We start from the raw sequence: 19,271 nt of genomic DNA, 5'->3' as shown, positions 1-19,271 counted from the left end.
AGGATCGCGGTGGTGGAGACTCTGGGTTGGCGGACCGCAACGGCATCGGTGGCAGACGTGGGCGGCGACGGGCGGCGGAAGCCGGGATCGTCGTGGTCGCGGGGCTGGCCGCCTTTGCGGTGGCGCATGCCTCGCTCCTGACCCCTGAGCCGGCGTCCAGGCCGGCGGCTCGCGCCGTCCTGACCAGTGCGCCGGCCACGGTGCGTCAGCCCGTCGAGGACGACGTGCTCATCGCGTTCGAGGAGCCGGTTCCGGGGCACGCGGTGGTCTCGCCCTTCGGCCTGCGCCAGCTTCCCTGGGAGGGCAATGGCCGCCTTCACGAAGGCGTCGACATCTCGGCCGACAGCGGCGTGCCGGTTGTGGCCGTCGCGGACGGCACGGTCGTGGAGGCGGGGACCAAGGGAGGCTACGGACGCTACGTCGCCGTCCGGCATGCGGCAGGCCTCACGACATTCTATGCTCACCTTGGCGGCATCCGCGATGGGGTGAAGCCGGGCTTGCCGATCAAGGCGGGCGAACCGCTCGGCCGTATCGGATCGACGGGGGTGTCGACCGGCCCGCATCTGCACTTCGAAATCCGCGACCCGCAGGACCGGCCGCTCGATCCCGCCATGTTCCTGGGGCGTGCGTTCGCGGAAGCGGGCGATCTGCCACTCGACAAGGCAAAGCGCTATTCCGGTCGGGTGCGGATGGCCTACGTCTCCTTCATTCCCGAGAGCAAGCGCGCGCTGATGGCGGCGAAGGAAGGCAAGCCCATCGTCGTGCGCCGCGCCACGACCGACGCCCAGGACCTCGTCGCCGCCGAGCGCAATCTCGAAGGCCTGGCGCGCGATGCGGCCAAGGCCGAGAAGATCGACGGGCTCAAGCAGTTGTCCATTGGCCCCGACGGCCGCCCGCGGGCGCAGCTCGCCCTTTGAGCCCGCCAACCTACCGGGGCCAGCGTGTGGACATCGGCGGCCGCGCGTTGCGTACGGTCCGCGCCGGGCCATCGTCCAGCGATCATCCCCTGATCGTGTGCGAGCACGGCGCCTTCGGCTGCGCCACGGACTGGGCGGTCGTGCAGGAGAAGCTGGCTCAGAAGGGCCTTCGCAGCCTGTCCTACGATCGTGCCGGCCTTGGCCACTCCGACCCTGGTCCGGCGCCCCGCGACGGCCGGTCGATCAACGACGACCTGGAAGCCTTGCTGGGGGTGCTGGGCGAGGCCGGCCCCATCCTGCTGTGCGGACACTCCATGGGCGGGCTGATGGTCCGCCTCTTCGCGCTTGAGCGGGAGCGCGACCTGACCGGCCTCGTGCTGGTGGATGCGGTGACGCCGGACGTCTTCAGTCTTCCCGGTGGGCCCGCCGCGATCCGGGGCTTCGGACGGGTGCTGCAGGCGGTGAGCTATGGCGCGAAGGTCGGGCTGATGGTTCCGGTCTCCTACGTCAGCGGCAACCTGATCGGCCTGCCCGGGGCGTCGGCGGCCGAGAAGCGGCGTATCCACGCCTCAGCGCCCCACGCCCACGCGGCGGCCGCGGAGGTCATGTGCTGGCCGGCGACATCCGTCATGGCCGGGGCCATCGACCTGCCTACGGACCTGCCCGTCGCCGTGGTGACCGCCGGGGCCGTCAGGTCACGCCGGGCGCTCAAGCACATTCAGGAAGCGCCGGCGCGGCGCTCGCGGAGCGGCTACGTCGAACACGTGGAAGCGGCGACCCACGCCAACCTGCTGGGCCCCCGCTACGCGGACGCCGTCGTCCGCGGCGTCGAGCACGTGCTTCAGTCGGGCTCGCGCTGAATCAGGCCCGCGGCGGCGCGCAGCCGCGCGCCCACCAGGCTGGGCGTTTCGGCAGCGGCGAGGAGCCTCGCGGCGCCGTCATCCATAGAGATCGGCAGTGCGCCCCGCGCGGCCGGCGGCAGGCCGCGCAGGCTGGCCCGTTCCGTGGGCGACAGCCGCCGGGCTGCGCCGGCGAGCCGCCGCACGGGACCGTCGCCATGCAGCTCGAAGCGGCCGTCCCAAACGCAGGGGCGTATCCCGTCGGCGAGTCCCCCCCGTCGGGCCTCGCCGGCTTCGCGGAAAACCCGAAACTCCGCGCTGTCGGCTTCGACGCGCGCGCCGGCCAGGGTTGCGACCACGGGGTCGCCGTCTCGCAAGGCCGCCGCAAGGCGCGCGACCCGGCTCGCCGCCGGGAGGTGGGAGCCGCCGCCTGCACAGACGGTCGCCAAGGACACCAGCCGCGTGACCTCGGGCTCGGATGCAGCCGCCAGGGCGCTTCGCGGCAGGCTGATGACCCCGCCCGCCTCCGACGCGAGAGCCGCGAGCGCGAGGGGGGGCTCCTCGTCCACTGGCTCGACCCAGGGCGCGCCGGCCGCTCGCGCGCGGCTGCGGGCGAAGCGCGGATCGTCGTTTGCAGGGTCTTCGATCCAGGTTTCGCCGCGCGCCTCGAGCCAGCTTCTGAGGTCGGCGCGCGAGACCCCGAGCAGGGGGCGAAGGACGAAGATCCCCCGACCCTCCGGCCAGGCTGGCGAGGGGGACCATTCGCGCGGCGAGGGGGTGGTCGACCCGGCGGCTCTCATAGCGGCGGCCTCGCTGACGTCGTCGGCCGTGTGGCCCATCAGCAGCACCTTGGCGCCGGCGCGGCGTGTCGCCTCCGCCAGCAGGCGGTGCCGGGCAGACCGGGCCGCGGCCGGCAGACCGGTCGTCGGCTTCTCGCCTGTCCAGACCGCCGCCTCGAAGCGTCGGCCAAGCCGCGCGGCCAGGCCGGCGCAGCGTTCCGTCCAGGTGACGCTTTCGGGCCGCAAGCCATGATCCACGGTCAGGATGACGAGCTCGCGACCCTGCGCGTGCGCCCAGGCGTCCGCCATGAGCGTCAGCGCCAGGGAGTCTCCGCCCCCCGACAGGGCGACGGCAAGGGGCGGGCCGGATCGCCGGAGGCGTCGGTCGAGGACCGCTCGGACGGCGGCCTCTAGGCCGCGCACTTCGCCTGGGTGCGGGTCGCCGCAGCGCGGCTTGCCACGTTGGCCGGCGCCTTCGGGTAGCGGCGGGTGAACTCGGCCAGGGTCTGGCAGGCGTCGGCCGGCTTCTTGAGCGCGACGAGAGACCGAGAGAGCTCGACCACGGCGTCGGGCGCCCACGAAGTCTGGGGCCAGCCGCGGATGGCCCCGATGTAGGCCTTGGCGGCGTCGGCGTGGGCGCCGCGGACGCTGAGCGTCTTGCCCCACCAGTAGCTGGCCTCGGGGGCGCGGGGCGCGTCGGCATGGTTCGCCACATAGGCCGAGAAGGCGGCTTCGGCGGCGTCGTAATCGCCCGCCAGCATAAGCTGCCGCGCCTCGGTGAAGTCCTTGGCAGGATCGCCGGCGGGGACCGCGGTTGCGGCCTCTGCGGCGGCAGGCGTCGCACCCGCCGCGAGATCACCCTCGATCTTCGCCAGCTTGTCCGACAGGGCCTGGACCTGGGCCTTCAGGGCGGCGTTCTCCCGCTTCGCCTGGTCGAGGTCGAAGGTGGTTGTCTCGAGGGACCCGTTAAGGCGCCGGAGGGTCTCTTCGAGGTCCTTCAGGCGCTCGCCCATCTCCAGCATGCGGGCGTCGGTGTCCGCCGGCTGCACGACGACCGGCTTCCCGGAGTCGCGCAGCTGGAAGACGATGGATCGCAGCTCGCGAACGATCTTCTCCATCCGCTCCACCCGCCGGGCGTCGCGGGCGTCGAGCGGATCGACCGCGGCTTCGGGCAGCGGTGTCTGCGCCACGGCCGGACCCGCCGTCGCGAGGACGGTGAGCGCGGCCAGGATCAGGGAGAGTCGTGCGCGCATCGTCGGGCTAGCGGGCGCCGGAGACGATGGCGGTGCGGGCGTTCCGGTTCTTCTGCCAGGCCTCCTCGCCGCTGCCGGCGTCGAGCGGCTGCTCCTTGCCGAACGAGATGGTGGCGATGCGGTCGGCCGCGATGCCGCGGTTCACGAGGAACTCGCGCACCGAATTGGCGCGGCGTGCGCCGAGGGCGAGGTTGTATTCCCGCGTGCCGCGCTCGTCGGCGTTCCCCTCGATGCGCACGCGGACCGAACCGTACTGGCGCAGCCAGCCGGCCTGGGCGTCCAGGATCGGCTGGGCGTCGGCGCGGATGTCGTGCGAGTCGGTGTCGAAATAGACCCGGTCACCCACGTTGACGACGAAGTCCTGGGCCGAGCCCGGGACCGGGGCCGTCGACTGCTGGTCCACCGGACCGGGGCCGGGGGGCAGCGGTGTCTGCGGTTGGGTCTGGGCCGGCGGCTGCTGCACCGGGTAAGTGGGCTGGGCCTTCTTGGCGCAGGCCGCCAGCGAAGTGGCGGCGACGCCCACAAGGGCGAGCCGGACCAGGGTGTAGCCGTTCAAGCTGCGGACCATCTGGGTCTCCTGCGGTCGAGGTTGCGAATCACTATCGAGATGTATCGGGCGGGATTGGGGCGCAAGACTAGTTAAGCAAAGGCGACCATGCTGGATCCGATCCCGCCCCGGGATAAGGCATTGGCTGAAGGATCCGGCCCGTGACATCCACGCTCCATAACTTGGGCGGGCCGCCGGGGGTTTCACGCGAGAACATCAGAACCCGGCCATTGGGCGCCCAGGTCGGGCCTTCGTCCAGATAGCTGGTGGTCAGCAGCCGCTCGTCCGAGCCGTCGGGCCGCATCACGCCGATATGGAACTGGCCGCCGGCCTGCTTGGTGAAGGCGATGAACTCGCCGGTCGGGCTCCACACCGGCGTCGTATAGCGCCCGCCGCCGTTCGAGATCCGCCGCGCGCCCGAGCCGTCCGCGCCCATGACGTAGAGCTGCGGCGATCCCGAGCGGTCCGAGTTGAACACGATCCGCGCGCCGTCGGGCGAGAACGACGGCGAGGTGTCGATGGATGGGTCCGAGGTCAGTCGGCTGGAGGAACGGTTCGACAGGTTCATCACATAGATGTCGCTGTTGCCGCCCCGCTCGACCGAGAATGCGACGCGGCCGCCGTCGGGGGAGAAGCGCGGTGCGAAGACCATGCCCTGGAACGACCCCAGGCTTTCCCGCCGGCCGCTCTCCAGGTTGTAGAGATAGACGGAGGCCGAATCCGGCCGCAGCGCCATGTAGGTGATTTCCTGGCTGGTGGGCGAGAAGCGCGGCGTCATCACGATGGAGTCGCCGCCTGTCAGGTAGCTGGGGTTTGCGCCGTCCTGATCCATGATGGCGAGGCGCTTGATCGTCTTTCCGCGCGCGCCGCTCTCGGCGACGAACACCACGCGGGTGTCGAAATAGCCCTTCTCGCCGGTCAGCCGCTCGTAGACCGCGTCCGAGATCTTGTGCGCCACGCGGCGCCAGTTCTCAGGGCTGGAGGTGAACTGCAGGCCCAGGAGCTGCTGCTCGGCGAACACGTCCCACAGGCGGAAGTCCACCCGCAGGCGGCCACCCTCGACAGTGACCTGGCCGTTGACCAGGGCCTGGGCGTTGATCGTCTTCCAGTCGCCGAAGCGCGGCTGGACGGCGGCGGTGAGGTCCTTCTCGATGAAGCTGGCAGGGTCCAGCGGCCGGAACAGGCCCGAGCGCTGCAGGTTGGCGGCGATCACCTGCGAGACGTCGGCGCCGACCTGGCCGCCGCCGAAGGCCGGTACGGCGATGGGCAGGGGCTGGACGTCGGCGCGGTTGACGTTGATCTCGATCTCCGCGCGGGCAGGGCTCGCCAGCGCGAGCGCCGTGATCGCGCAGAGCAGCGAGAACAGCAGGGCCATGATCTGGCCGGCGTGGCTGCGGGCGGTCTTGGTCATCGGTCGCAGGCCTCTCGGGCGTTGAAGTTGACCGCGATGCGGTCGCCGTAGAATTCGCGGGGCAAGCCCCGGAAGGGCGCGGCCGCATAGACGGCGCGCACGGCGCGCTCGGCGGCGGCCTGGGAGACCGGCGTGCGTGCGCCCCTGATCTCCGAACTCACGTCACCGACCACCTGGCCGCCGACGCCCAGGCGGAACGTCACGCGGACCAGGACGTCGCGTCCGCCCTCGACCTCGCAGTTCGGGTTCCATCGACGCTGGAGCTCCTCGGCCAGGCCCTGCAGCGCCGCGCCGGCGGCGAGACCGGAGCCGGTGGTCTGGCGTGCGACGGGGGCGGTCTCGGGGCGGCTGGCGCCCTGGGCGGCCGAGGATGGGCGCTGGGGCGCGTTCCGGGCCGGCCGCGTCAGGCTGGCGGCGAGGGCGTCCAGGTCCAGGCTCTTCTCCGCCGGCTTCGCGGCCGCTTTTGGGGCGGGGGCGGGGGCCTTCTCGGCGGGCTTGGGCGCGGCCTTGGGCGAGGGCGGCGGGGGCGCGGGTTGCGGCGGTGGCGGGGCCGGCTCAGGCGGCGCCTCGGCCACCGGCTCCTCGGTCTGCGCCGTCAGCGTCTCAGGACCCTGGACGGCAGGACGGGTGTCGACGTCGGGCGCGCTCGAAACGATCGTCACCGGCACCACCGATCCGACCTTCAGGTCCCGACTGCCCCAGCTCACCATGAACGCAGCCGCCACCGCCGCGTGCAGGGCGATGGAGCCGAGCGCCGCCGGGGAGACCTCGAACCGCCGGGCGCGGGCCGTCGTCACGGAGCGGCCTCCTCCCCCGCCGTCGCGTCGGAGCCTTCGCTGCCCGAGGATGGGCCGCCGGTGTCGGTGATCAGGTTGATCGAGGTGAAGCCCGACGTGGAAAGCGAGGCCATCACCCGCGCCACGACCTCGTAGCTCGCCCGCCCGTCAGCGCGGACATAGATGGGACGGGTGGTGTCGCTGGCCATTTCCTTGAGGCGGGGCGACAGGCTGGCGAAGGGCGTCTCGGTCTCGCCCACATAGAGGCGGCCGTCCGAACGGATGGAGATGGTGATCGGGTCGGGCACGTCCTGCATGGCGCCGGCCTCGGTCTTGGGCAGCTCCACGGGGACGCCGGCGGTGAGCAGAGGCGCCGAGATCATGAAGATGATCAGCAGCACCAGCATCACGTCGACCAGGGGCGTGACGTTGATCTCGCTGAGCGCGCCGCGCCGCCCGCGCCCGTAGCGTCGCCGCCGCTTCGCGCCGCCGCCTGCCGCGAAGGCGTCGTTGGCCGAGAGCGCCATATCAGGCCCGCTCCGCCAGCCGCCGCTGGATGGCGGTGGAGAGGTCGTCGGCGAAGCCTTCGAGGCGGGCCGCGTACTTTCCCGCAGCGGTCGAGAAGCTGTTGTAGAAGATGTAGGCCGGGATGGCGGCGACGAGACCGATGGCGGTGGCGAACAGGGCCTCGGCTATCGAGGGCGCGACCACGGCCAGCGACGTGTTCTTCTGGATGGCGATGGCCTGGAAGGACCCCATGATCCCCCAGACGGTCCCGAACAGGCCGACGAACGGCGAGGCCGTGGCGACGATGGCCAACGAGCCGAGGCCGGCTTCGACCTGCGCCGCCTCGCGCGCGATGGTGGTGTCGAGCTGACGGTCGATGCGCTGGATCAGCAGCGCGATCTGGCCCTCGCTGGCCGACCCCTTGGCGCGGGACTCCCGCCACTCCTTCAGGGCGCCCTGCAACATGCGGGGCAGGGCGTGCTTCGGTCGTTCCCCGGCTTCGGCGGCGACCTCCTCCAGGCTGCGGCCCGAGGCGACGGCGTCTTCGAACCGGTCGGCCTCGCGGTTGAGGCGGGCGAACTTCACCAGCTTGTCGATGATGATCGTCCACGACCAGAGCGAGGCGAGCGCCAGGCCGATCATCACCAGTTTCACGACCCAGTCGGCGCGCAGGAACAGCGACACCATGCTGAAGCTCTCGGGGCTGACGGCGGTGGCCGGGTCCATCGTGTCTCCTGGTCGTCTCGGCTCTGGTTGGCGGGCTTAGGTGGCGAACTTATGGCGCGGCGAGGTAGGGCGTGATCGCTTCGGTCAGCCCGGCCGGCGGCCGGCGCGCACGGCCGGCGGCGTCGATGCAGGCGGCCTGGACCACCGCCTCGGCGATCAGCTCCTCGCCGCGCAGGATGCGTTGGCCGATGAACAGCCGCGGCCCCTTCACCGCATCGTAGGTGGTGCGGACCAGGAGGGCGTCGTCCACGCGGGCCGCGCGCCGATAGTCCACCTCGATCCGGGTGACGGTGAAGGCGGCGTTCTGGGCCAGCAGGGCCTGATGGCTGACGCCCATCACCCGCAGGAAGTCGCTCCGGCCCCGCTCGAAATAGCGCAGGTAGTTGGCGTGATAGACGACGCCGGTGAAGTCGGTGTCCTCATAGTAGATCCGGACCGGCAGGACGTGCTCGCGGCCGTCCACCCAGCCGGCGCTGGGCTCGGCGTTCATTCGAAGAGGTCTCCGGCCGGCGGCTGGCCGACGCCCTTCGGGGCGGCGAGGCCAAGGTGGTCGTAGGCCTTGGCGCAGGCCATCCGGCCGCGCGGCGTGCGCTGGATGAAGCCCTGCTGCAGCAGGAACGGCTCGATCACGTCCTCGACCGCGTCGCGAGCCTCGGCGATCGCATAGGCCAAGGTCTCCACCCCCGCCGGACCGCCGGCGTAGTTCTCGATCAGAGCCCGCAGGTAGCGGCGGTCCAGGGCGTCCAGGCCCTGTTCGTCCACATCCAGGCGGGCAAGCGCCGAGGCGGCCGCCGCCCGGCCCACGACCTCGGCGCCGTCGGCGGCGGCGAAGTCACGGACCCGGCGGAGGAGCCGCCCGGCCACCCGTGGCGTGCCCCGCGAGCGGGCGGCGATCTCCAGCGCGCCCTCGGGCGTCAGCGCCATGCCCATCTTGGCCGCGGCGCCCATCAGCACCTTCTGCAGTTCCTCGTGAGTGTAGAATTCCAGGCGGATCGGGATGCCGAAGCGGTCGCGCAAGGGCGTGGCCAGGAGGCCCGCGCGGGTGGTGGCGGCGACCAGGGTGAACGGCGCGAGGTCGATGCGGATCGATCGCGCCGACGGGCCTTCGCCGATCACCAGGTCGAGGACATGATCCTCCATCGCCGGATAGAGGATTTCCTCCACGTTGGCGGCCAGGCGATGGATCTCGTCGATGAAGAGGACGTCGCGCGGTTCGAGGTTCGTCAGGATGGCCGCGAGGTCGCCGGCCTTGGCGAGCACGGGCCCCGACGTGGCGCGGAAGTTCACGCCGAGTTCGCGGGCGACGATCTGGGCGAGGGTGGTCTTGCCGAGGCCCGGCGGTCCGAACAGCAGCACATGGTCCAGCGCCTCGGCCCGCTGCTTGGCCGCTTCGATGAAGATCGACAGGTTGGCCTTGGCCTGCTGCTGGCCGACGAACTCGGCGAGCGTCTGGGGGCGCAGCGCCTTGTCCGTCGGCTCGAACGGCTGAGCGTCGCCCGAGACGATGCGGGTCACCGTCCCAGCTCCTGCAGGGCCGCCTTGATCAGGGCGGGCGGCTCGGCGTCCTCGCCCAGCCGGACGGCGGCGGCTTCGACGACCCGTCGGGCGGCGGGCTCGGCGACGCCCAGGCCCATCAGCGCCGCGACAGCCTCGCCCGAGGCCGAGGGCTTCGCGGGCTGGGCGCTGGGGATGGTCGCGTGGAAGGCCGCCACAGGGCCGTCGTGGATCGGCTTACCCTTCAGCTCGGTGACGATCCGCAGGGCGAGTTTCGGCCCGACGCCGTTGGCCCGCGCCACAGCGGCCTTGTCGTCGCGCGCCACGGCGGCGGCGAGCTCGGCGGGCGGCAGGACGTCCAGCACCGCCAGCGCCGCCTTTGGGCCCACCCCCTGGATGGTCCGGAGCAGCACGAAGGCCTGCCGGTCGTCGCGGGTCAGGAAGCCGTAGAGGGTCAGGCCGGTCTGTTCGCCCCAATGGCTTTCAACATGCAGCAGGGCTTCCTGGCCGATCTCCGGCAGGCGCGAGAGCGTGCGGCTGCCGCAACGGGCGACGTAGCCCACGCCCATCACGTCGATCAGGGCCTCCTCTTCCCCGATCTCGGCCACGGTTCCGCGCAGGCGCCCGATCATGCGGCGCGCTCCCGACGGCGGCAGGGGCGAATCAGGTTCGGCATGTGTTCCCAACAGGTACCGCAGGGCGGACTCAGGGGGAATGATGCGCGGCTTATGCGGCGCGTGATCTGGCCAGCTCGGGCGGCTAGGATCACAGAGGATGGAGGCGGTGATGATGCGCATGATCCTGGCGGTGCTGGCCCTGACGCTGGCGTTTGCGGCTCCGGCCTCAGCGGGGAGCCCGCGGGATCGGCTGGTGGCCTCGCCCCAGTGGCTCGCGAAGCGGCTGGCCGATCCCGACCTCGTGATCCTCCAGGTCGGGGACAAGGCGGGCTACGCGGCGGGCCACATCCCCGGGGCGCGGCTGGTGAGCCTGGCCGACGTGGCGGCGCCGGCCCAGGGACCGGACAGCCTGATCCTTGAGATGCCGGATGCGGAGACCCTTCGCGGCAGGCTCGCCGCGCTGGGCGTCTCGGATCGCTCGCGCATCGTGGTCGTCCCGACGAAGGACGGCATCCAGTCCGCGACGCGCGTGGTGTTCACTCTGGACATGGCCGGTCTCGGCGCACGCACGCGCCTGCTCGAGGGCGGGCTGCCGGCCTGGAGTGCAGCCGGCCTGCCGCTCTCCAGCGAGGCGCCGGTGGTGAAGCCCGGCAAGCTTTCCGCGCTGAAGATGCGTCCCATGATCGTGGACGCGGCATTCGTGCAGCGCCACGCCGACGCCAAGGGCTACGCCGTGGTCGATGCGCGGGCGCCCGAATTCTACTCCGGAGCGAAGGCCGGCGGTACGCCGGCGCGGCCCCACAGGGCGGGCCACATCCCCGGCGCCCGCAGCGTGCCGTTCGTCTCCGTCACCACGCCCGACCTGACGCTCGCGCCGGCGGACGAGGTGGCCGCGCGGTTCAAGGCCGCCGGCGTGAAGCCTGGCGACACCGTCATCACCTACTGCCATGTGGGCCAGCAGGCCTCGGCTACGCTGTTCGCGGCCCGGTCCCTTGGTCTGAAGGTGCTGCTGTACGACGGTTCATACGAGGACTGGTCCCGCCGCGACGGCGCCGTCAGCGCGGACGCGCCCTAACAATTCGGCCCGGCCGGTCAGGCCACCCGGCGTGCGCTGCGGGTGTGGGCGTGGGCGATGGCGACGGCCAGGGCGTCGGCGGCGTCGGCGCTGGTCTTGCCCGCGGTGGGCAGCAGCCGGGCGATCATCCAGCCGACCTGGGCCTTGTCGGCTCCGCCGGTCCCCACGACCGCCTTCTTGACCACGCTGGCCGCGTACTCGGCGACGGGGAGCCCCGCCCGGGCCGGCGCCACCAGGGCCATGGCGCGGGCGTGGCCCAGCTTCAGCGCCGACTGGGCGTTGGTGTTCATGAAGGTCTCTTCCACGGCCGCCTCGTCCGGCGCGTGGGCGGCGACCACGGCCGAGATCTCTTCGAAGAGGATGAGCAGTCGTTCTGAGAAGGGCAGGCTGTCGTTGGGTGCGATCACCCCATGGGCCACATGGCTGATCCGCGCGCCCTCGCAGGCGATGACGCCCCAGCCGGTGCGACGGAGCCCGGGATCGAGGCCCAGGATGCGAAGGGGGCGAGTCGCGTTCATCGTCTGTTCGGCTAGGATGCCGGAACGAGAGACGCCTGGGAATGGTGAAGGGGTGGTAAAGGACGACCAGCGAAGGGGGCGGCCAGGCCCCCAGATTGGGTAAGTCGGCGCCTCTGAAAGTGCCTGGAATTCCTCGAAAAACGCCTTTCCAGCGAATCCCGAGCGCAATTGCAGCCTCCAGGTAGTGGCGCGAAAGTTGTACCGCCGATACCTAAACTGCAAATACGTGCCATTTCGGGGTATCGCATGTTCAAGCATCTGGTTTCTGGCGTCGTCGGCGCTGCGGCGCTCGCCATCGCCGGCTCGGCTTCGGCGGCGACTTATGTGTCGTATCTTGAGTACAAGAACGACGCGCCTTTCACGAAGGTGGCCCCGCTCGGCAAAGTCACCCTCACGGAAATCTCGCCGGACACGGTGGACGTGGTGGTGACGCTGTTCGCCCCTCAAGTCGGCTTCGTGAACACCGGCAACGGCAGCAACAAGGCCCCATTCACCTTCAATCTTACGGGCGACTTCGAAGTCACCGTGTTCAACGAGGTGGCTGGCCAGCAGTTCGTGGATGGCGGGTACGGCGCCTTCCAGAACAACAACTTTGGCATCTACACCAACAAGATCGGTTGCTGCGGCGGCGTGCAAGGCGGCGGGGCGTACGATCCGACCGATCTGCATTTCCGCGTGACGAACCTGGGCGCGGGCGGCCTCACCTTTGCGGGCGTCGGCGCCACGATCGTGGATGGCAAGCTGACTGCGATGGGCACTGGGCCGAGCTTCACGTCCACTTCCGAGGTTACGGTCCCGAACGGCAATGGGCGAGGCAACGGCGGCGGCACGGTTCATCCGGCGGGCTTCTGGTTCTCGGCTGATGTCGTCACCAGCACCGGTGCGACGTTTAACATCGCCGCCCGCGACGCCTTCGTTCAGACCGGCGCCATCCCCGAGCCGGGCACCTGGGCGCTGATGATCCTGGGCTTTGGTGGCGCGGGTGCGGTCCTGCGGCGCCAGCGCCGGCTGGCGCTCGCCTAGTACTCTCCTGCAAGCAAATGACAGAAGGCCCCGGTGGAAACGCCGGGGCCTTTCTTGTTGGGCGAGATCTCAGGCTCAGCGTCAAATGTCTCAGGGACGGCAGCCAGACGGATGCACGTCCAGGGCGGTAGATTCCGCCAGGTTTCCCCCTATGAGCGACTGAACGTCGTGAAGTTGACTGACCGTCGCGCTCAGGCTGAGTCACGTCGTTGTGAGTATACCTATGGGTGGTGAACGACGTTTGGCGAAAGTGTTAACGACCTTCCCTCGGCATAGGGAACTTCAGCTGAGGGCTTGGCCATGATGAAGACTCTACTCGGCAGTCTGGCCGGCGTGACGATTCTCGCGGCAGCGGCTTCGGCGTCAGCGGCCGTGGTCATAGACACCGGCGCAAACGGGCCGGCCAACAAGAACGTCGACTGGGCCCAGGAAGCTGGTGGCGACAACTTCGTCTACGGGGTCATCAACAACACCAGCATCGGTGTCGTCGTTGAAGGCGCCGAGGACATCAAGACCAGCAGCCAGGGCGGCGTGGTTTGGATCGTCCCGACCGTCGGCTCGGGCCTCGACTTCCTGAGGTTCAGCCTCGACGGTTACGATTTCAGCTCGTTCGAGGTCGACCTGAAGGATCCGACCGGAAACAACGACACCTGGTCCGTGACGATCCTGACCAACGATGGGACCACGGAAACCTTCAACAACTTCAACGGCGGGTTCATCAACGCCTACGGCACCGGCGGCACGCGGATCAGCAGCGTGGAGTTCCAGACCAGCGGCGACATCACCGGTGTCGGCCAGGTCCGCTTCGGCGGGGCTCGGGAGATCGGCGTGGTTCCGGAACCTGCGACCTGGGCGATGATGATCATGGGCTTCGGCGCGGCCGGCGCCTTGCTGCGGCGTCGCCAGAGCGCGTTCGCCTAGACCAGTTCCCCGGCGCCTGACCCCAGGCGCATCCCCGAGGGGGCCCCGACGCCGCGCGCCGGGGCCCTTTGGCGTTCAGCGCCAGAAGTGGAAGGCGTCCCAGCCGGCCTGCATCGCCTCGGGCGGCACGCCGAGCAAGGCGGCCAGGGTGACGGCCACGGCGAACAGGCCCGCGCTGAATCCCGGGATGAAGAAGACGGCGCCCAGCAGGATCACCAGCGCCAGCCCCTCCAGCTTGTGAACAGCGGGGGCCCAGGTCTTGGGAAGGAACGGCCGGAGGGCGTTGAAGCCGTCGAGCCCTGGTAGCGGCAGCAGGTTCAGCACCAGCGCGGTGGCCTGCAGGAAGGCCAGCATGGCCACGGCGGCGAAGAGCGGACCCGGGAGGGCGACCCGGCCCCAGAGGTTCAGCACGAAGGCCAGCACAAGCAGCACCGCCAGCGTCGCTCCCGGCCCGGCCAGGGAGGCGGCCGCGCGCCAGCTGCGGCTGCGCATCAGGTCGTTGCGCAGGTAGACCGCGCCGCCCGGGAAGCCGATGCCGCCCAGCGCCAGGGCGATGAGGGGCAGGATGAGGCTGGTTCCCAGATCGCCGTACCGGCGCGGGTCGAACGACAGATAGCCCTTCTCGGCCACCGTATGGTCGCCGGCGAGGTAGGCGACGCCGGCGTGCGCGAACTCGTGCGCCATGACGGCCAGGATCCATCCGGTCAGCACGAAGCCGAAGGTCAGCGGCGTCGGCCCGTCCGGCCACAGCGCGAGACCCGCGCCCAGGCCGACGAAGATCGCGAGCAGGCTCAGCCCCACGAGGTTGTTCGGCGGCTTCGCCGCGGCAGGGCTCGCCGCGGCGGGCGCATCGGTCTCGAACGTCATCGCGCAGAGATCGTCCGTCGCCGGCGGGCTGGCAAGGCCGGTCGGCTGTTGCGAAAGCTCTGCTGTAGGGGTTTCCTGCGCCCATGAGCGAACTCGCCTCACCTCCGGCGCCAGAAGGCGCCAGCCGCGCGCGCCTCGACGAGCTGCTGTCGCGCATCATCGACCACCCTGAACAGCGGGTTCAGATCTCCGAGGAGATCGAGCGCGACTTCACCCAGCGGCGTGCGGTGATGGTGCTGGACATGAGCGGCTTCTCGCGCACGACCCAGGTTCACGGCATCGTCTCGTTTCTGCTGATGATCCACCAGATGCGGTTTCTGGCGGTGCCGACCATCGAGGCCTGCGGCGGTACGATGGTGAAGGCGGAGGCCGACAATCTCTATTGCCTGTTCGAGCGGGTGGAGCAGGCGGTGGCCGCGTCACGCGAGATTATGCGCCAGCTCGCGACAGTGAATGTCCTGCTGCCCGCGACCCGCCGGCTCTACGCCTCGATCGGCATCGGCTTCGGCGACCTGCTGGTGCTGGGCGCGCACGACCTGTTCGGCGACGAGGTCAATCTCGCCTCAAAGCTGGGCGAGGACGTCGCCCAGGGCGGGATGATCCTGCTGACGGAGGCGGCGCGCCGTCAGCTCGACCCCGCGGTGGTGACGCTGGAGGAGCGGGCGAGCATCTCGGGCCTGACGCTGGTCTATCACGCGCTGGCTTAGTCGGCCTCGGCGTCGGCAAGCTACGCCTTGCGCGCCGCGGCCACGAGCGCCCGTATCATCCAGTGACGGACGGCGCGCGCCTGGTCCTTGTCGACGCCCAGCACGTCCTTGAAGGCGACAAGCGCCTCGACACCCAGCAGCGGGACCAGCGCGGCCTTCAGGTGGCGCAAGGCGTCCGGCTGGAACTGGTCCCGCACCGGATCCAGGGCGGCGTCGATCAGCGGCGAACGGCGGTTCTGGCGCACTGGCGCGTCTGCGTCTGTCGTTGGCTGCAGGCTGCCGGCCAGCAGGGCGCGCATGGCTGGCTCGTTCGCCTCCAGCATGGTGAAGAGCGCATCGTCGAGCCGCTCCAGCCGCTCCGCCGGATCCGTCGGCGCCCCGGGGCCAAACAGGTCTTCGGCGCGGGGCACGGCGACGTGCAGCCCGGCCTCGAACAGCAGCGCCTCAAGGCCGGGAAAGTAGCGGTAGGCCGTTGCGCGCGAGACGCTGGCCGCCTCGGCGATCTCCTCGAAGGTGGGGGTGCGCCCGTCGCGCATCAGGCGGCTGGCGGCGTCCAGCAGGTCCCTTCGGGTGCGCAGGGCGCGGTTGCTGACGGCCTGGCTCACTGGGGAAGCTGCTGGAGGATCGCGGCGAGGTCGACCCAGACGTTCTCGCGCTTCATGCGGCCATCGTCGGCATACTCGACGACGTGCAGCAGGCGAAATTCAAGAGGCCGATTGCGGCCTTCGACGCCGAACGGGCGGCCGGGCGCGCGGCCGCTCCAGACGCTCTCGTCGACCAGGAAGTCGTCGCCGTAGAGCCGCCTCACGGTGCGGATCCTGCCATCCGCCAGGTCCGCGAACAGCGCCTCGTAGAAGCCGCGGGCCCCATCCGGGCCGGTGGTCGGGCCCGTGGGCGAGCCGACGATATCGTGGACGGCGTCGGGCGTCAGGGTGGCGAGCACGCCCTCCACGTCGTCGGCCTGTTCATAGCCGAAATGTTCGTCGATACGGGCGTCCATCTGGGCGTGGGTGAGCGACATGGCGCGTCTCCATCGGTTGTGGAGACGTCCACTAATGAGACGCAATTCTCAAATCAAGACAAAAATCTTATATTGAGGGTGGCCCGTCAGCCGCTGGGGACGGCGTAGTCGCGGGCGCCGGCGGGGCCGGGGGCGGCGCCGCTGGCACGCGGCTCACCCTGAGAATCCGCACGGGTCTGACCAGCATCTCGCCGTGCATGGCGCCTTCGCCCTTGTTGGGGTCGGTCGGCATCACGATGATCTTGCGGATGACCTCGAGCCCTTCGACCACCTGACCGAAGGCGGCGAAGCCTGGGGTGGCCCTGGGGTTCTTGGGGTCGGCGTCCAGATAGCTCATGTCCCCCAGCATGATGGACCAGTCGGCCTGGGCGGTGCCGGGCGCATGGCGCCCCATGGAGATCACCCCGTCCTTTCCATGGGTCAGGCCGGTCTTTGTCGTCGGCTCGTGGGCGATGGGCGGCAACACCTTCCTGGGGTCGTTCTGCAGGCCGCATTGCACCAGACCGTAGTCGTCGCCCTTGTAGTCCTTCGGCTTGCTCGCCCGGTAGCAGGCCGCGCCGCTGAAGAGCCCGCGGTCCACGTACCGGAGGTAGTTGGCCACGGTGACCGGCGCCTTGTCGCGATAGAGCTCCACCACGAATGCGCCGGCGGCCGTCTCGACTTTCACGCGCGGATTGGCGGGGGGCGTCGGCGGGCTCGGGGCGGGCGTGGCTGGCGGCGGAGGAGCCGTGGGCGTCTGGGCGATCGCAACGGAGGCGAGGGCGAGGGCGGCGGCAAGGCCGGGCAGGACAGCGTGGAGCATGCAGCCAGGTTAGCCTCGCGGCGCCGGCGGCGTCATCCTCTCCGGCACTTCACGTAGGTGTCTGTCCGGCTGACGGCCCGCAGTCCGGCGTTTGTCTCGATCAAGGCCTGGACGCGCGTGGCGCAAAGCCGTCGGGCGCGGCCCTGGTCCCAGACCGTGGAGCCGACCACCGAGACGACGCGCCCCGAGCGCCCGTCGGGAGCCATCTCGACCCGCAACACCCGCCCGGCCTCCCGCGGCGTTGGAGTCCCCGCGAAGGCCTTGCGGGCGTTGGCGCGGGCCTGGTCGAGCGTGCTGGCGCCGTAGGGCACGGGGGGCTTGTCGCCGACGTAGGCCTGGTCGGTGAAGGTTGCATCGGCCGTGAAGCTGGCGAAGTAGCGATCGAGTTGGCTGGCGTTCCAGGCGGCTTCCTGCCGGGCGACGAAGGCGCGGACGTCCGCCTCGCGGATCTGGGCGGCGGCCGGCATGGCCGCCAGGACGGTCGCGGTGGTTAGCAGGGAAAGCCAGCGCATCGGGTCAACCTTCGAGCCATCGCATTCGGTAGCCGTTCATCGCGGTTTCGCCCAGCCGCTCCAGCAGCCGCCAGTTCACGATCGCGCCGATCGGTGCGCCGACCACCGGGATCATCTGGGCCAGCTTCGCCAGGTCGATGTAGTCGCGATATTGCTGCTGGAAGGCGCGCCAGTCGAAGTGTTCGAAGTCTGCGGGATGCTGCCGGGCGCTCCAGCCCTCCAGTTCGTGGAACACGGCGGCGCGGTGTTCGGCGCCGGAGAACGCGAGCTGGAACAGGCCCAGTATGAACAGTCGCTCCTCGAAGTGGTCGGCCTCGTGGCCGTAGACGGCGCTGAGGTCGAACAGCAGCTTGATCTTGATGACCAGGAGGGCCGGGAAGTCGGCCAGGGCCATCCAGAAGCCGCCGGCGCCCGTGACGCCGCCTTCCACCGCCGCCGTCGCCCGGTAGCTGCTGATCGCCGCCAGCGCCCGGCGGTCGCGTTCCGCCAGCGACGCGCCGATGAGCGCCGGGGCAGTCGTGAGGTCCGCGCCCGTGAGGATCGTTCGCGTCATGCCCTCGATCACCGTCGTGACCGTCGCATGCACCTTCTCTGGGATGAGCCGGTTGATCCGGCCCTGCATTTCACGGGCGGCCCGGTCGAGGGGGCCGGGCGGTCGGAGCACGTCCGAGCGCCAGCGATCGACCTCGCCGCGCGCCCAGCGCTCGTAGGCCTCGTCCGTGAGGTCGGCTGGCGGGGTCGCGCGGACTATCTGAACACCAGAAGCTGCAGCAGCCACGCGACGAACGCCGTCAGGGCGACGCCGACCAGGAATCCCCGCACGAAGGCGCCGTTGCGTTCCCACCAGATCCGCCGCGCGCGCATGCGCTGGGCGCGATCGACCTTCCGACGTTGCATGCGTGTTCCGTTCCCCAGCCTGCGCACCTTCTAGCCCAGCGGCCGCCAGCCGGTCGAATCCGGAACCGCCAGCGAGGCTGCGCGTTGCTGTCGCGTCCGCCAGGGTGCTTGGCGGACAGGGTCTGGTTTTTTGGGGGGCGACGACGTGCCGGATAGCGCGGAGCTGGCCAGCTTCGTCCGCGAGCATATGCGCTCGGTCTGGGCGGTCGAGCTGCTGCTCGTGCTGCGCCGCGACGCTGATCGCGCCTGGTCGCCGGAACAGCTGGTCGCTGAGCTCCGGGCTTCCATCAATCTGGTGCAGGACAATCTCGCCGCGTTCGAGCGGAGCGGGCTGGCGATAAGCGGGGAAGGGGCGTGGCGTTATGCGCCGGCCAGCCCCGTGATCGATGCGCTCGCCGCCAGGCTCGAGGCGGCCTACCGCGAACGTCCCGTCACCATCATCAATCTCATCGCGCGACCGGATCCCGTCCAGGGTCTGGCCGACGCGTTCAAATGGCGAGGCGACAAGTGATGGCGGCGGAACTCGGACCTTCCCTCGTCTATGCCCTGTGCCTGGCGGCCAGCGCGCTGTGTGCGTTCCTGTTGCTTGCCGCCTGGCGCGAGACACGATCCCGGCTCCTGTTCTGGACGGCGCTGGGCTTCGTCTTCCTGGCGCTGAACAACCTCTTCCTGGTCAGCGACCTGATCGTCTTTCCCGATCTCTATCTCTGGCCGATGCGCCAGGCCGCCTCGGCGCTGGCCGTCGGCGTCCTGCTCTACGGCTTCATCTGGGAGGCGGAGCGGTGACCCAGCCAGATCCGACCATCGCGGCCTTCTCCGCCGGCGCCCTCTGCCTCGGCTTCCTGGCGGTCGGCCTCTTCTTCCTGAAGTTCTGGCGCCGCACGGGCGACGGCCTGTTCGCCGCCTTCGCCGTGGCCTTCGCCCTGCTGGCGGCCAACCAGGCCGCCCCGGTCATGCTCGACATTCCGGACGAGCACCAGGGTTACATCTATCTGCTGCGCCTCGCGGCCTTCGTGCTGATCATCGCGGCCGTGCTGCGCAAGAACCTGGTGCGGCGGTAGG

26 protein-coding genes and 1 pseudogene are annotated in these 19,271 nt (G+C 70.3%); 9 read left to right on the top strand and 18 right to left on the bottom strand.

Annotated elements, in window-relative coordinates; all coding sequences use genetic code 11:
* Positions 1 to 26 precede the first annotated feature (26 nt).
* Together DJ019_RS14785 and DJ019_RS14780 are read left to right on the top strand one after the other, a co-directional pair.
* A complete protein-coding gene (locus DJ019_RS14785) occupies positions 27 to 917 on the top strand; it encodes a M23 family metallopeptidase (RefSeq protein WP_111276809.1) in 891 nt (296 codons plus the stop codon).
* A complete protein-coding gene (locus DJ019_RS14780; RefSeq protein ID WP_111276808.1) occupies positions 914 to 1,777 on the top strand; it encodes an alpha/beta fold hydrolase in 864 nt (287 codons plus the stop codon). The genes DJ019_RS14785 and DJ019_RS14780 overlap by 4 nt, the downstream gene beginning before the upstream one ends.
* Here the strand turns inward: DJ019_RS14780 and tilS are convergent.
* From tilS to ruvA, 10 genes are all read right to left on the bottom strand, one after another.
* Complete coding sequence (gene tilS, locus DJ019_RS14775) at positions 1,759 to 2,958, bottom strand: tRNA lysidine(34) synthetase TilS (RefSeq protein WP_111276807.1); 1,200 nt, start codon at positions 2,956 to 2,958, stop codon at positions 1,759 to 1,761. The genes DJ019_RS14780 and tilS overlap by 19 nt on opposite strands.
* Positions 2,946 to 3,788, bottom strand: coding sequence for a tol-pal system protein YbgF (gene ybgF, locus DJ019_RS14770; RefSeq protein ID WP_111276806.1), 843 nt, complete (start codon positions 3,786 to 3,788; stop codon positions 2,946 to 2,948). Before ybgF ends, tilS begins: the two co-directional genes overlap by 13 nt.
* 7 nt (positions 3,789 to 3,795) lie before the next feature.
* A complete protein-coding gene (gene pal / locus DJ019_RS14765; protein ID WP_111276805.1) occupies positions 3,796 to 4,356 on the bottom strand; it encodes a peptidoglycan-associated lipoprotein Pal in 561 nt (186 codons plus the stop codon).
* 67 nt (positions 4,357 to 4,423) lie between these two features.
* Positions 4,424 to 5,746, bottom strand: coding sequence for a Tol-Pal system beta propeller repeat protein TolB (gene tolB / locus DJ019_RS14760; RefSeq protein ID WP_420849878.1), 1,323 nt, complete (start codon positions 5,744 to 5,746; stop codon positions 4,424 to 4,426).
* On the bottom strand, positions 5,743 to 6,543 hold the full coding sequence (locus DJ019_RS14755; RefSeq protein ID WP_111276804.1) for an energy transducer TonB: 801 nt from the start codon (positions 6,541 to 6,543) through the stop codon (positions 5,743 to 5,745). The genes tolB and DJ019_RS14755 overlap by 4 nt, the downstream gene beginning before the upstream one ends.
* A complete protein-coding gene (locus DJ019_RS14750; RefSeq protein ID WP_111276803.1) occupies positions 6,540 to 7,049 on the bottom strand; it encodes an ExbD/TolR family protein in 510 nt (169 codons plus the stop codon). Before DJ019_RS14750 ends, DJ019_RS14755 begins: the two co-directional genes overlap by 4 nt.
* Position 7,050: 1 nt before the next feature.
* The gene (gene tolQ, locus DJ019_RS14745) at positions 7,051 to 7,755 is read right to left on the bottom strand and encodes a protein TolQ (RefSeq protein WP_111276802.1); all 705 of its coding nucleotides are present in this window, start codon (positions 7,753 to 7,755) and stop codon (positions 7,051 to 7,053) included.
* Positions 7,756 to 7,804: 49 nt separating this feature from the next.
* Complete coding sequence (gene ybgC, locus DJ019_RS14740; protein ID WP_111276801.1) at positions 7,805 to 8,245, bottom strand: tol-pal system-associated acyl-CoA thioesterase; 441 nt, start codon at positions 8,243 to 8,245, stop codon at positions 7,805 to 7,807.
* Positions 8,242 to 9,270 (bottom strand): Holliday junction branch migration DNA helicase RuvB, encoded by a 1,029-nt coding sequence (gene ruvB, locus DJ019_RS14735; protein ID WP_111276800.1) that lies wholly within the window; start codon positions 9,268 to 9,270, stop codon positions 8,242 to 8,244. The genes ybgC and ruvB overlap by 4 nt, the downstream gene beginning before the upstream one ends.
* On the bottom strand, positions 9,267 to 9,881 hold the full coding sequence (ruvA, locus tag DJ019_RS14730) for a Holliday junction branch migration protein RuvA (protein WP_111276799.1): 615 nt from the start codon (positions 9,879 to 9,881) through the stop codon (positions 9,267 to 9,269). The genes ruvB and ruvA overlap by 4 nt, the downstream gene beginning before the upstream one ends.
* Before the next feature lie 154 nt (positions 9,882 to 10,035).
* Between ruvA and DJ019_RS14725 the strand changes: the two genes are divergently transcribed.
* Positions 10,036 to 10,941: a sulfurtransferase gene (locus DJ019_RS14725; protein WP_165844023.1), complete on the top strand. Its 906-nt coding sequence runs from the start codon at positions 10,036 to 10,038 to the stop codon at positions 10,939 to 10,941.
* 17 nt (positions 10,942 to 10,958) lie between these two features.
* Here the strand turns inward: DJ019_RS14725 and ruvC are convergent, their stop codons facing one another.
* Complete coding sequence (gene ruvC, locus DJ019_RS14720; protein WP_111276797.1) at positions 10,959 to 11,459, bottom strand: crossover junction endodeoxyribonuclease RuvC; 501 nt, start codon at positions 11,457 to 11,459, stop codon at positions 10,959 to 10,961.
* Positions 11,460 to 11,705: 246 nt separating this feature from the next.
* Between ruvC and DJ019_RS21230 the strand changes: the two genes are divergently transcribed.
* Complete coding sequence (locus tag DJ019_RS21230) at positions 11,706 to 12,482, top strand: PEPxxWA-CTERM sorting domain-containing protein (RefSeq protein ID WP_205854176.1); 777 nt, start codon at positions 11,706 to 11,708, stop codon at positions 12,480 to 12,482.
* A gap of 831 nt (positions 12,483 to 13,313) precedes the next feature.
* A pseudogene (locus tag DJ019_RS21700) lies at positions 13,314 to 13,403 on the top strand (PEPxxWA-CTERM sorting domain-containing protein); the annotation flags it as partial.
* A 75-nt stretch (positions 13,404 to 13,478) separates the two neighbouring features.
* On the opposite strand, the gene DJ019_RS14705 reads toward DJ019_RS21700, so the two are convergent.
* On the bottom strand, positions 13,479 to 14,270 hold the full coding sequence (locus DJ019_RS14705; protein ID WP_111276795.1) for a site-2 protease family protein: 792 nt from the start codon (positions 14,268 to 14,270) through the stop codon (positions 13,479 to 13,481).
* Positions 14,271 to 14,353: 83 nt separating this feature from the next.
* Between DJ019_RS14705 and DJ019_RS14700 the strand changes: the two genes are divergently transcribed.
* On the top strand, positions 14,354 to 14,977 hold the full coding sequence (locus DJ019_RS14700) for an adenylate/guanylate cyclase domain-containing protein (RefSeq protein WP_111276794.1): 624 nt from the start codon (positions 14,354 to 14,356) through the stop codon (positions 14,975 to 14,977).
* Positions 14,978 to 14,997: 20 nt separating this feature from the next.
* On the opposite strand, the gene DJ019_RS14695 is transcribed toward DJ019_RS14700, so the two are convergent.
* The 6 genes from DJ019_RS14695 to DJ019_RS21400 all read right to left on the bottom strand — a co-directional run bounded on the left by DJ019_RS14695 (position 14,998) and on the right by DJ019_RS21400 (position 18,209).
* Complete coding sequence (locus DJ019_RS14695) at positions 14,998 to 15,582, bottom strand: TetR/AcrR family transcriptional regulator (RefSeq protein ID WP_240606494.1); 585 nt, start codon at positions 15,580 to 15,582, stop codon at positions 14,998 to 15,000.
* Complete coding sequence (locus DJ019_RS14690; RefSeq protein WP_111276793.1) at positions 15,579 to 15,998, bottom strand: ester cyclase; 420 nt, start codon at positions 15,996 to 15,998, stop codon at positions 15,579 to 15,581. The genes DJ019_RS14695 and DJ019_RS14690 overlap by 4 nt, the downstream gene beginning before the upstream one ends.
* 67 nt (positions 15,999 to 16,065) lie before the next feature.
* Complete coding sequence (locus tag DJ019_RS14685; protein ID WP_111276792.1) at positions 16,066 to 16,800, bottom strand: peptidylprolyl isomerase; 735 nt, start codon at positions 16,798 to 16,800, stop codon at positions 16,066 to 16,068.
* Positions 16,801 to 16,832: 32 nt separating this feature from the next.
* Positions 16,833 to 17,312: a hypothetical protein gene (locus DJ019_RS14680; protein WP_111276791.1), complete on the bottom strand. Its 480-nt coding sequence runs from the start codon at positions 17,310 to 17,312 to the stop codon at positions 16,833 to 16,835.
* Positions 17,313 to 17,316: 4 nt separating this feature from the next.
* On the bottom strand, positions 17,317 to 18,090 hold the full coding sequence (locus DJ019_RS21405; RefSeq protein ID WP_276310016.1) for an EcsC family protein: 774 nt from the start codon (positions 18,088 to 18,090) through the stop codon (positions 17,317 to 17,319).
* Positions 18,060 to 18,209, bottom strand: a complete 150-nt coding sequence (locus DJ019_RS21400; protein ID WP_240606493.1) for a hypothetical protein — start codon at positions 18,207 to 18,209, stop codon at positions 18,060 to 18,062. The genes DJ019_RS21405 and DJ019_RS21400 overlap by 31 nt, the downstream gene beginning before the upstream one ends.
* A gap of 130 nt (positions 18,210 to 18,339) precedes the next feature.
* Here DJ019_RS21400 and DJ019_RS14670 point away from each other — a divergent pair, with 130 nt between their 5' ends.
* Genes DJ019_RS14670 through DJ019_RS14660 form a run of 3 tightly spaced genes read left to right on the top strand, consistent with a single transcriptional unit; the run spans position 18,340 to position 19,270 of the window.
* Positions 18,340 to 18,720 (top strand): hypothetical protein, encoded by a 381-nt coding sequence (locus DJ019_RS14670; protein WP_165844012.1) that lies wholly within the window; start codon positions 18,340 to 18,342, stop codon positions 18,718 to 18,720.
* Positions 18,720 to 18,995 carry a DUF5985 family protein gene (locus tag DJ019_RS14665; protein ID WP_205854175.1) on the top strand — a complete coding sequence of 92 codons (276 nt, stop codon included), beginning with the start codon at positions 18,720 to 18,722 and terminating at the stop codon, positions 18,993 to 18,995. Before DJ019_RS14670 ends, DJ019_RS14665 begins: the two co-directional genes overlap by 1 nt.
* On the top strand, positions 18,992 to 19,270 hold the full coding sequence (locus tag DJ019_RS14660; RefSeq protein ID WP_205854174.1) for a DUF5985 family protein: 279 nt from the start codon (positions 18,992 to 18,994) through the stop codon (positions 19,268 to 19,270). The genes DJ019_RS14665 and DJ019_RS14660 overlap by 4 nt, the downstream gene beginning before the upstream one ends.
* Position 19,271: the final 1 nt, after the last annotated feature.

The sequence above is a fragment of the Phenylobacterium kunshanense genome, from assembly GCF_003254525.1.
Classification (GTDB): domain Bacteria; phylum Pseudomonadota; class Alphaproteobacteria; order Caulobacterales; family Caulobacteraceae; genus Phenylobacterium; species Phenylobacterium kunshanense.
Note: the sequence above shows the minus strand (reverse complement) of the source record. Positions and strands in the feature narration are given on the sequence as shown.

Coding starts and splice junctions, on each gene's coding strand:
- ybgF (WP_111276806.1), bottom strand. CDS start 3,788: ATGCGCGCACGACTCTCCCTGATCCTGGCCGCGCTCACCGTCCTCGCG.
- pal (WP_111276805.1), bottom strand. CDS start 4,356: ATGGTCCGCAGCTTGAACGGCTACACCCTGGTCCGGCTCGCCCTTGTG.
- tolB (WP_420849878.1), bottom strand. CDS start 5,746: ATGACCAAGACCGCCCGCAGCCACGCCGGCCAGATCATGGCCCTGCTG.
- DJ019_RS14750 (WP_111276803.1), bottom strand. CDS start 7,049: ATGGCGCTCTCGGCCAACGACGCCTTCGCGGCAGGCGGCGGCGCGAAG.
- tolQ (WP_111276802.1), bottom strand. CDS start 7,755: ATGGACCCGGCCACCGCCGTCAGCCCCGAGAGCTTCAGCATGGTGTCG.
- ybgC (WP_111276801.1), bottom strand. CDS start 8,245: ATGAACGCCGAGCCCAGCGCCGGCTGGGTGGACGGCCGCGAGCACGTC.
- ruvA (WP_111276799.1), bottom strand. CDS start 9,881: ATGATCGGGCGCCTGCGCGGAACCGTGGCCGAGATCGGGGAAGAGGAG.
- DJ019_RS14725 (WP_165844023.1), top strand. CDS start 10,036: ATGATGCGCATGATCCTGGCGGTGCTGGCCCTGACGCTGGCGTTTGCG.
- ruvC (WP_111276797.1), bottom strand. CDS start 11,459: ATGAACGCGACTCGCCCCCTTCGCATCCTGGGCCTCGATCCCGGGCTC.
- DJ019_RS21230 (WP_205854176.1), top strand. CDS start 11,706: ATGTTCAAGCATCTGGTTTCTGGCGTCGTCGGCGCTGCGGCGCTCGCC.
- DJ019_RS14705 (WP_111276795.1), bottom strand. CDS start 14,270: ATGACGTTCGAGACCGATGCGCCCGCCGCGGCGAGCCCTGCCGCGGCG.
- DJ019_RS14700 (WP_111276794.1), top strand. CDS start 14,354: ATGAGCGAACTCGCCTCACCTCCGGCGCCAGAAGGCGCCAGCCGCGCG.
- DJ019_RS14690 (WP_111276793.1), bottom strand. CDS start 15,998: ATGTCGCTCACCCACGCCCAGATGGACGCCCGTATCGACGAACATTTC.
- DJ019_RS14685 (WP_111276792.1), bottom strand. CDS start 16,800: ATGCTCCACGCTGTCCTGCCCGGCCTTGCCGCCGCCCTCGCCCTCGCC.
- DJ019_RS14680 (WP_111276791.1), bottom strand. CDS start 17,312: ATGCGCTGGCTTTCCCTGCTAACCACCGCGACCGTCCTGGCGGCCATG.
- DJ019_RS21400 (WP_240606493.1), bottom strand. CDS start 18,209: ATGCAACGTCGGAAGGTCGATCGCGCCCAGCGCATGCGCGCGCGGCGG.
- DJ019_RS14665 (WP_205854175.1), top strand. CDS start 18,720: ATGGCGGCGGAACTCGGACCTTCCCTCGTCTATGCCCTGTGCCTGGCG.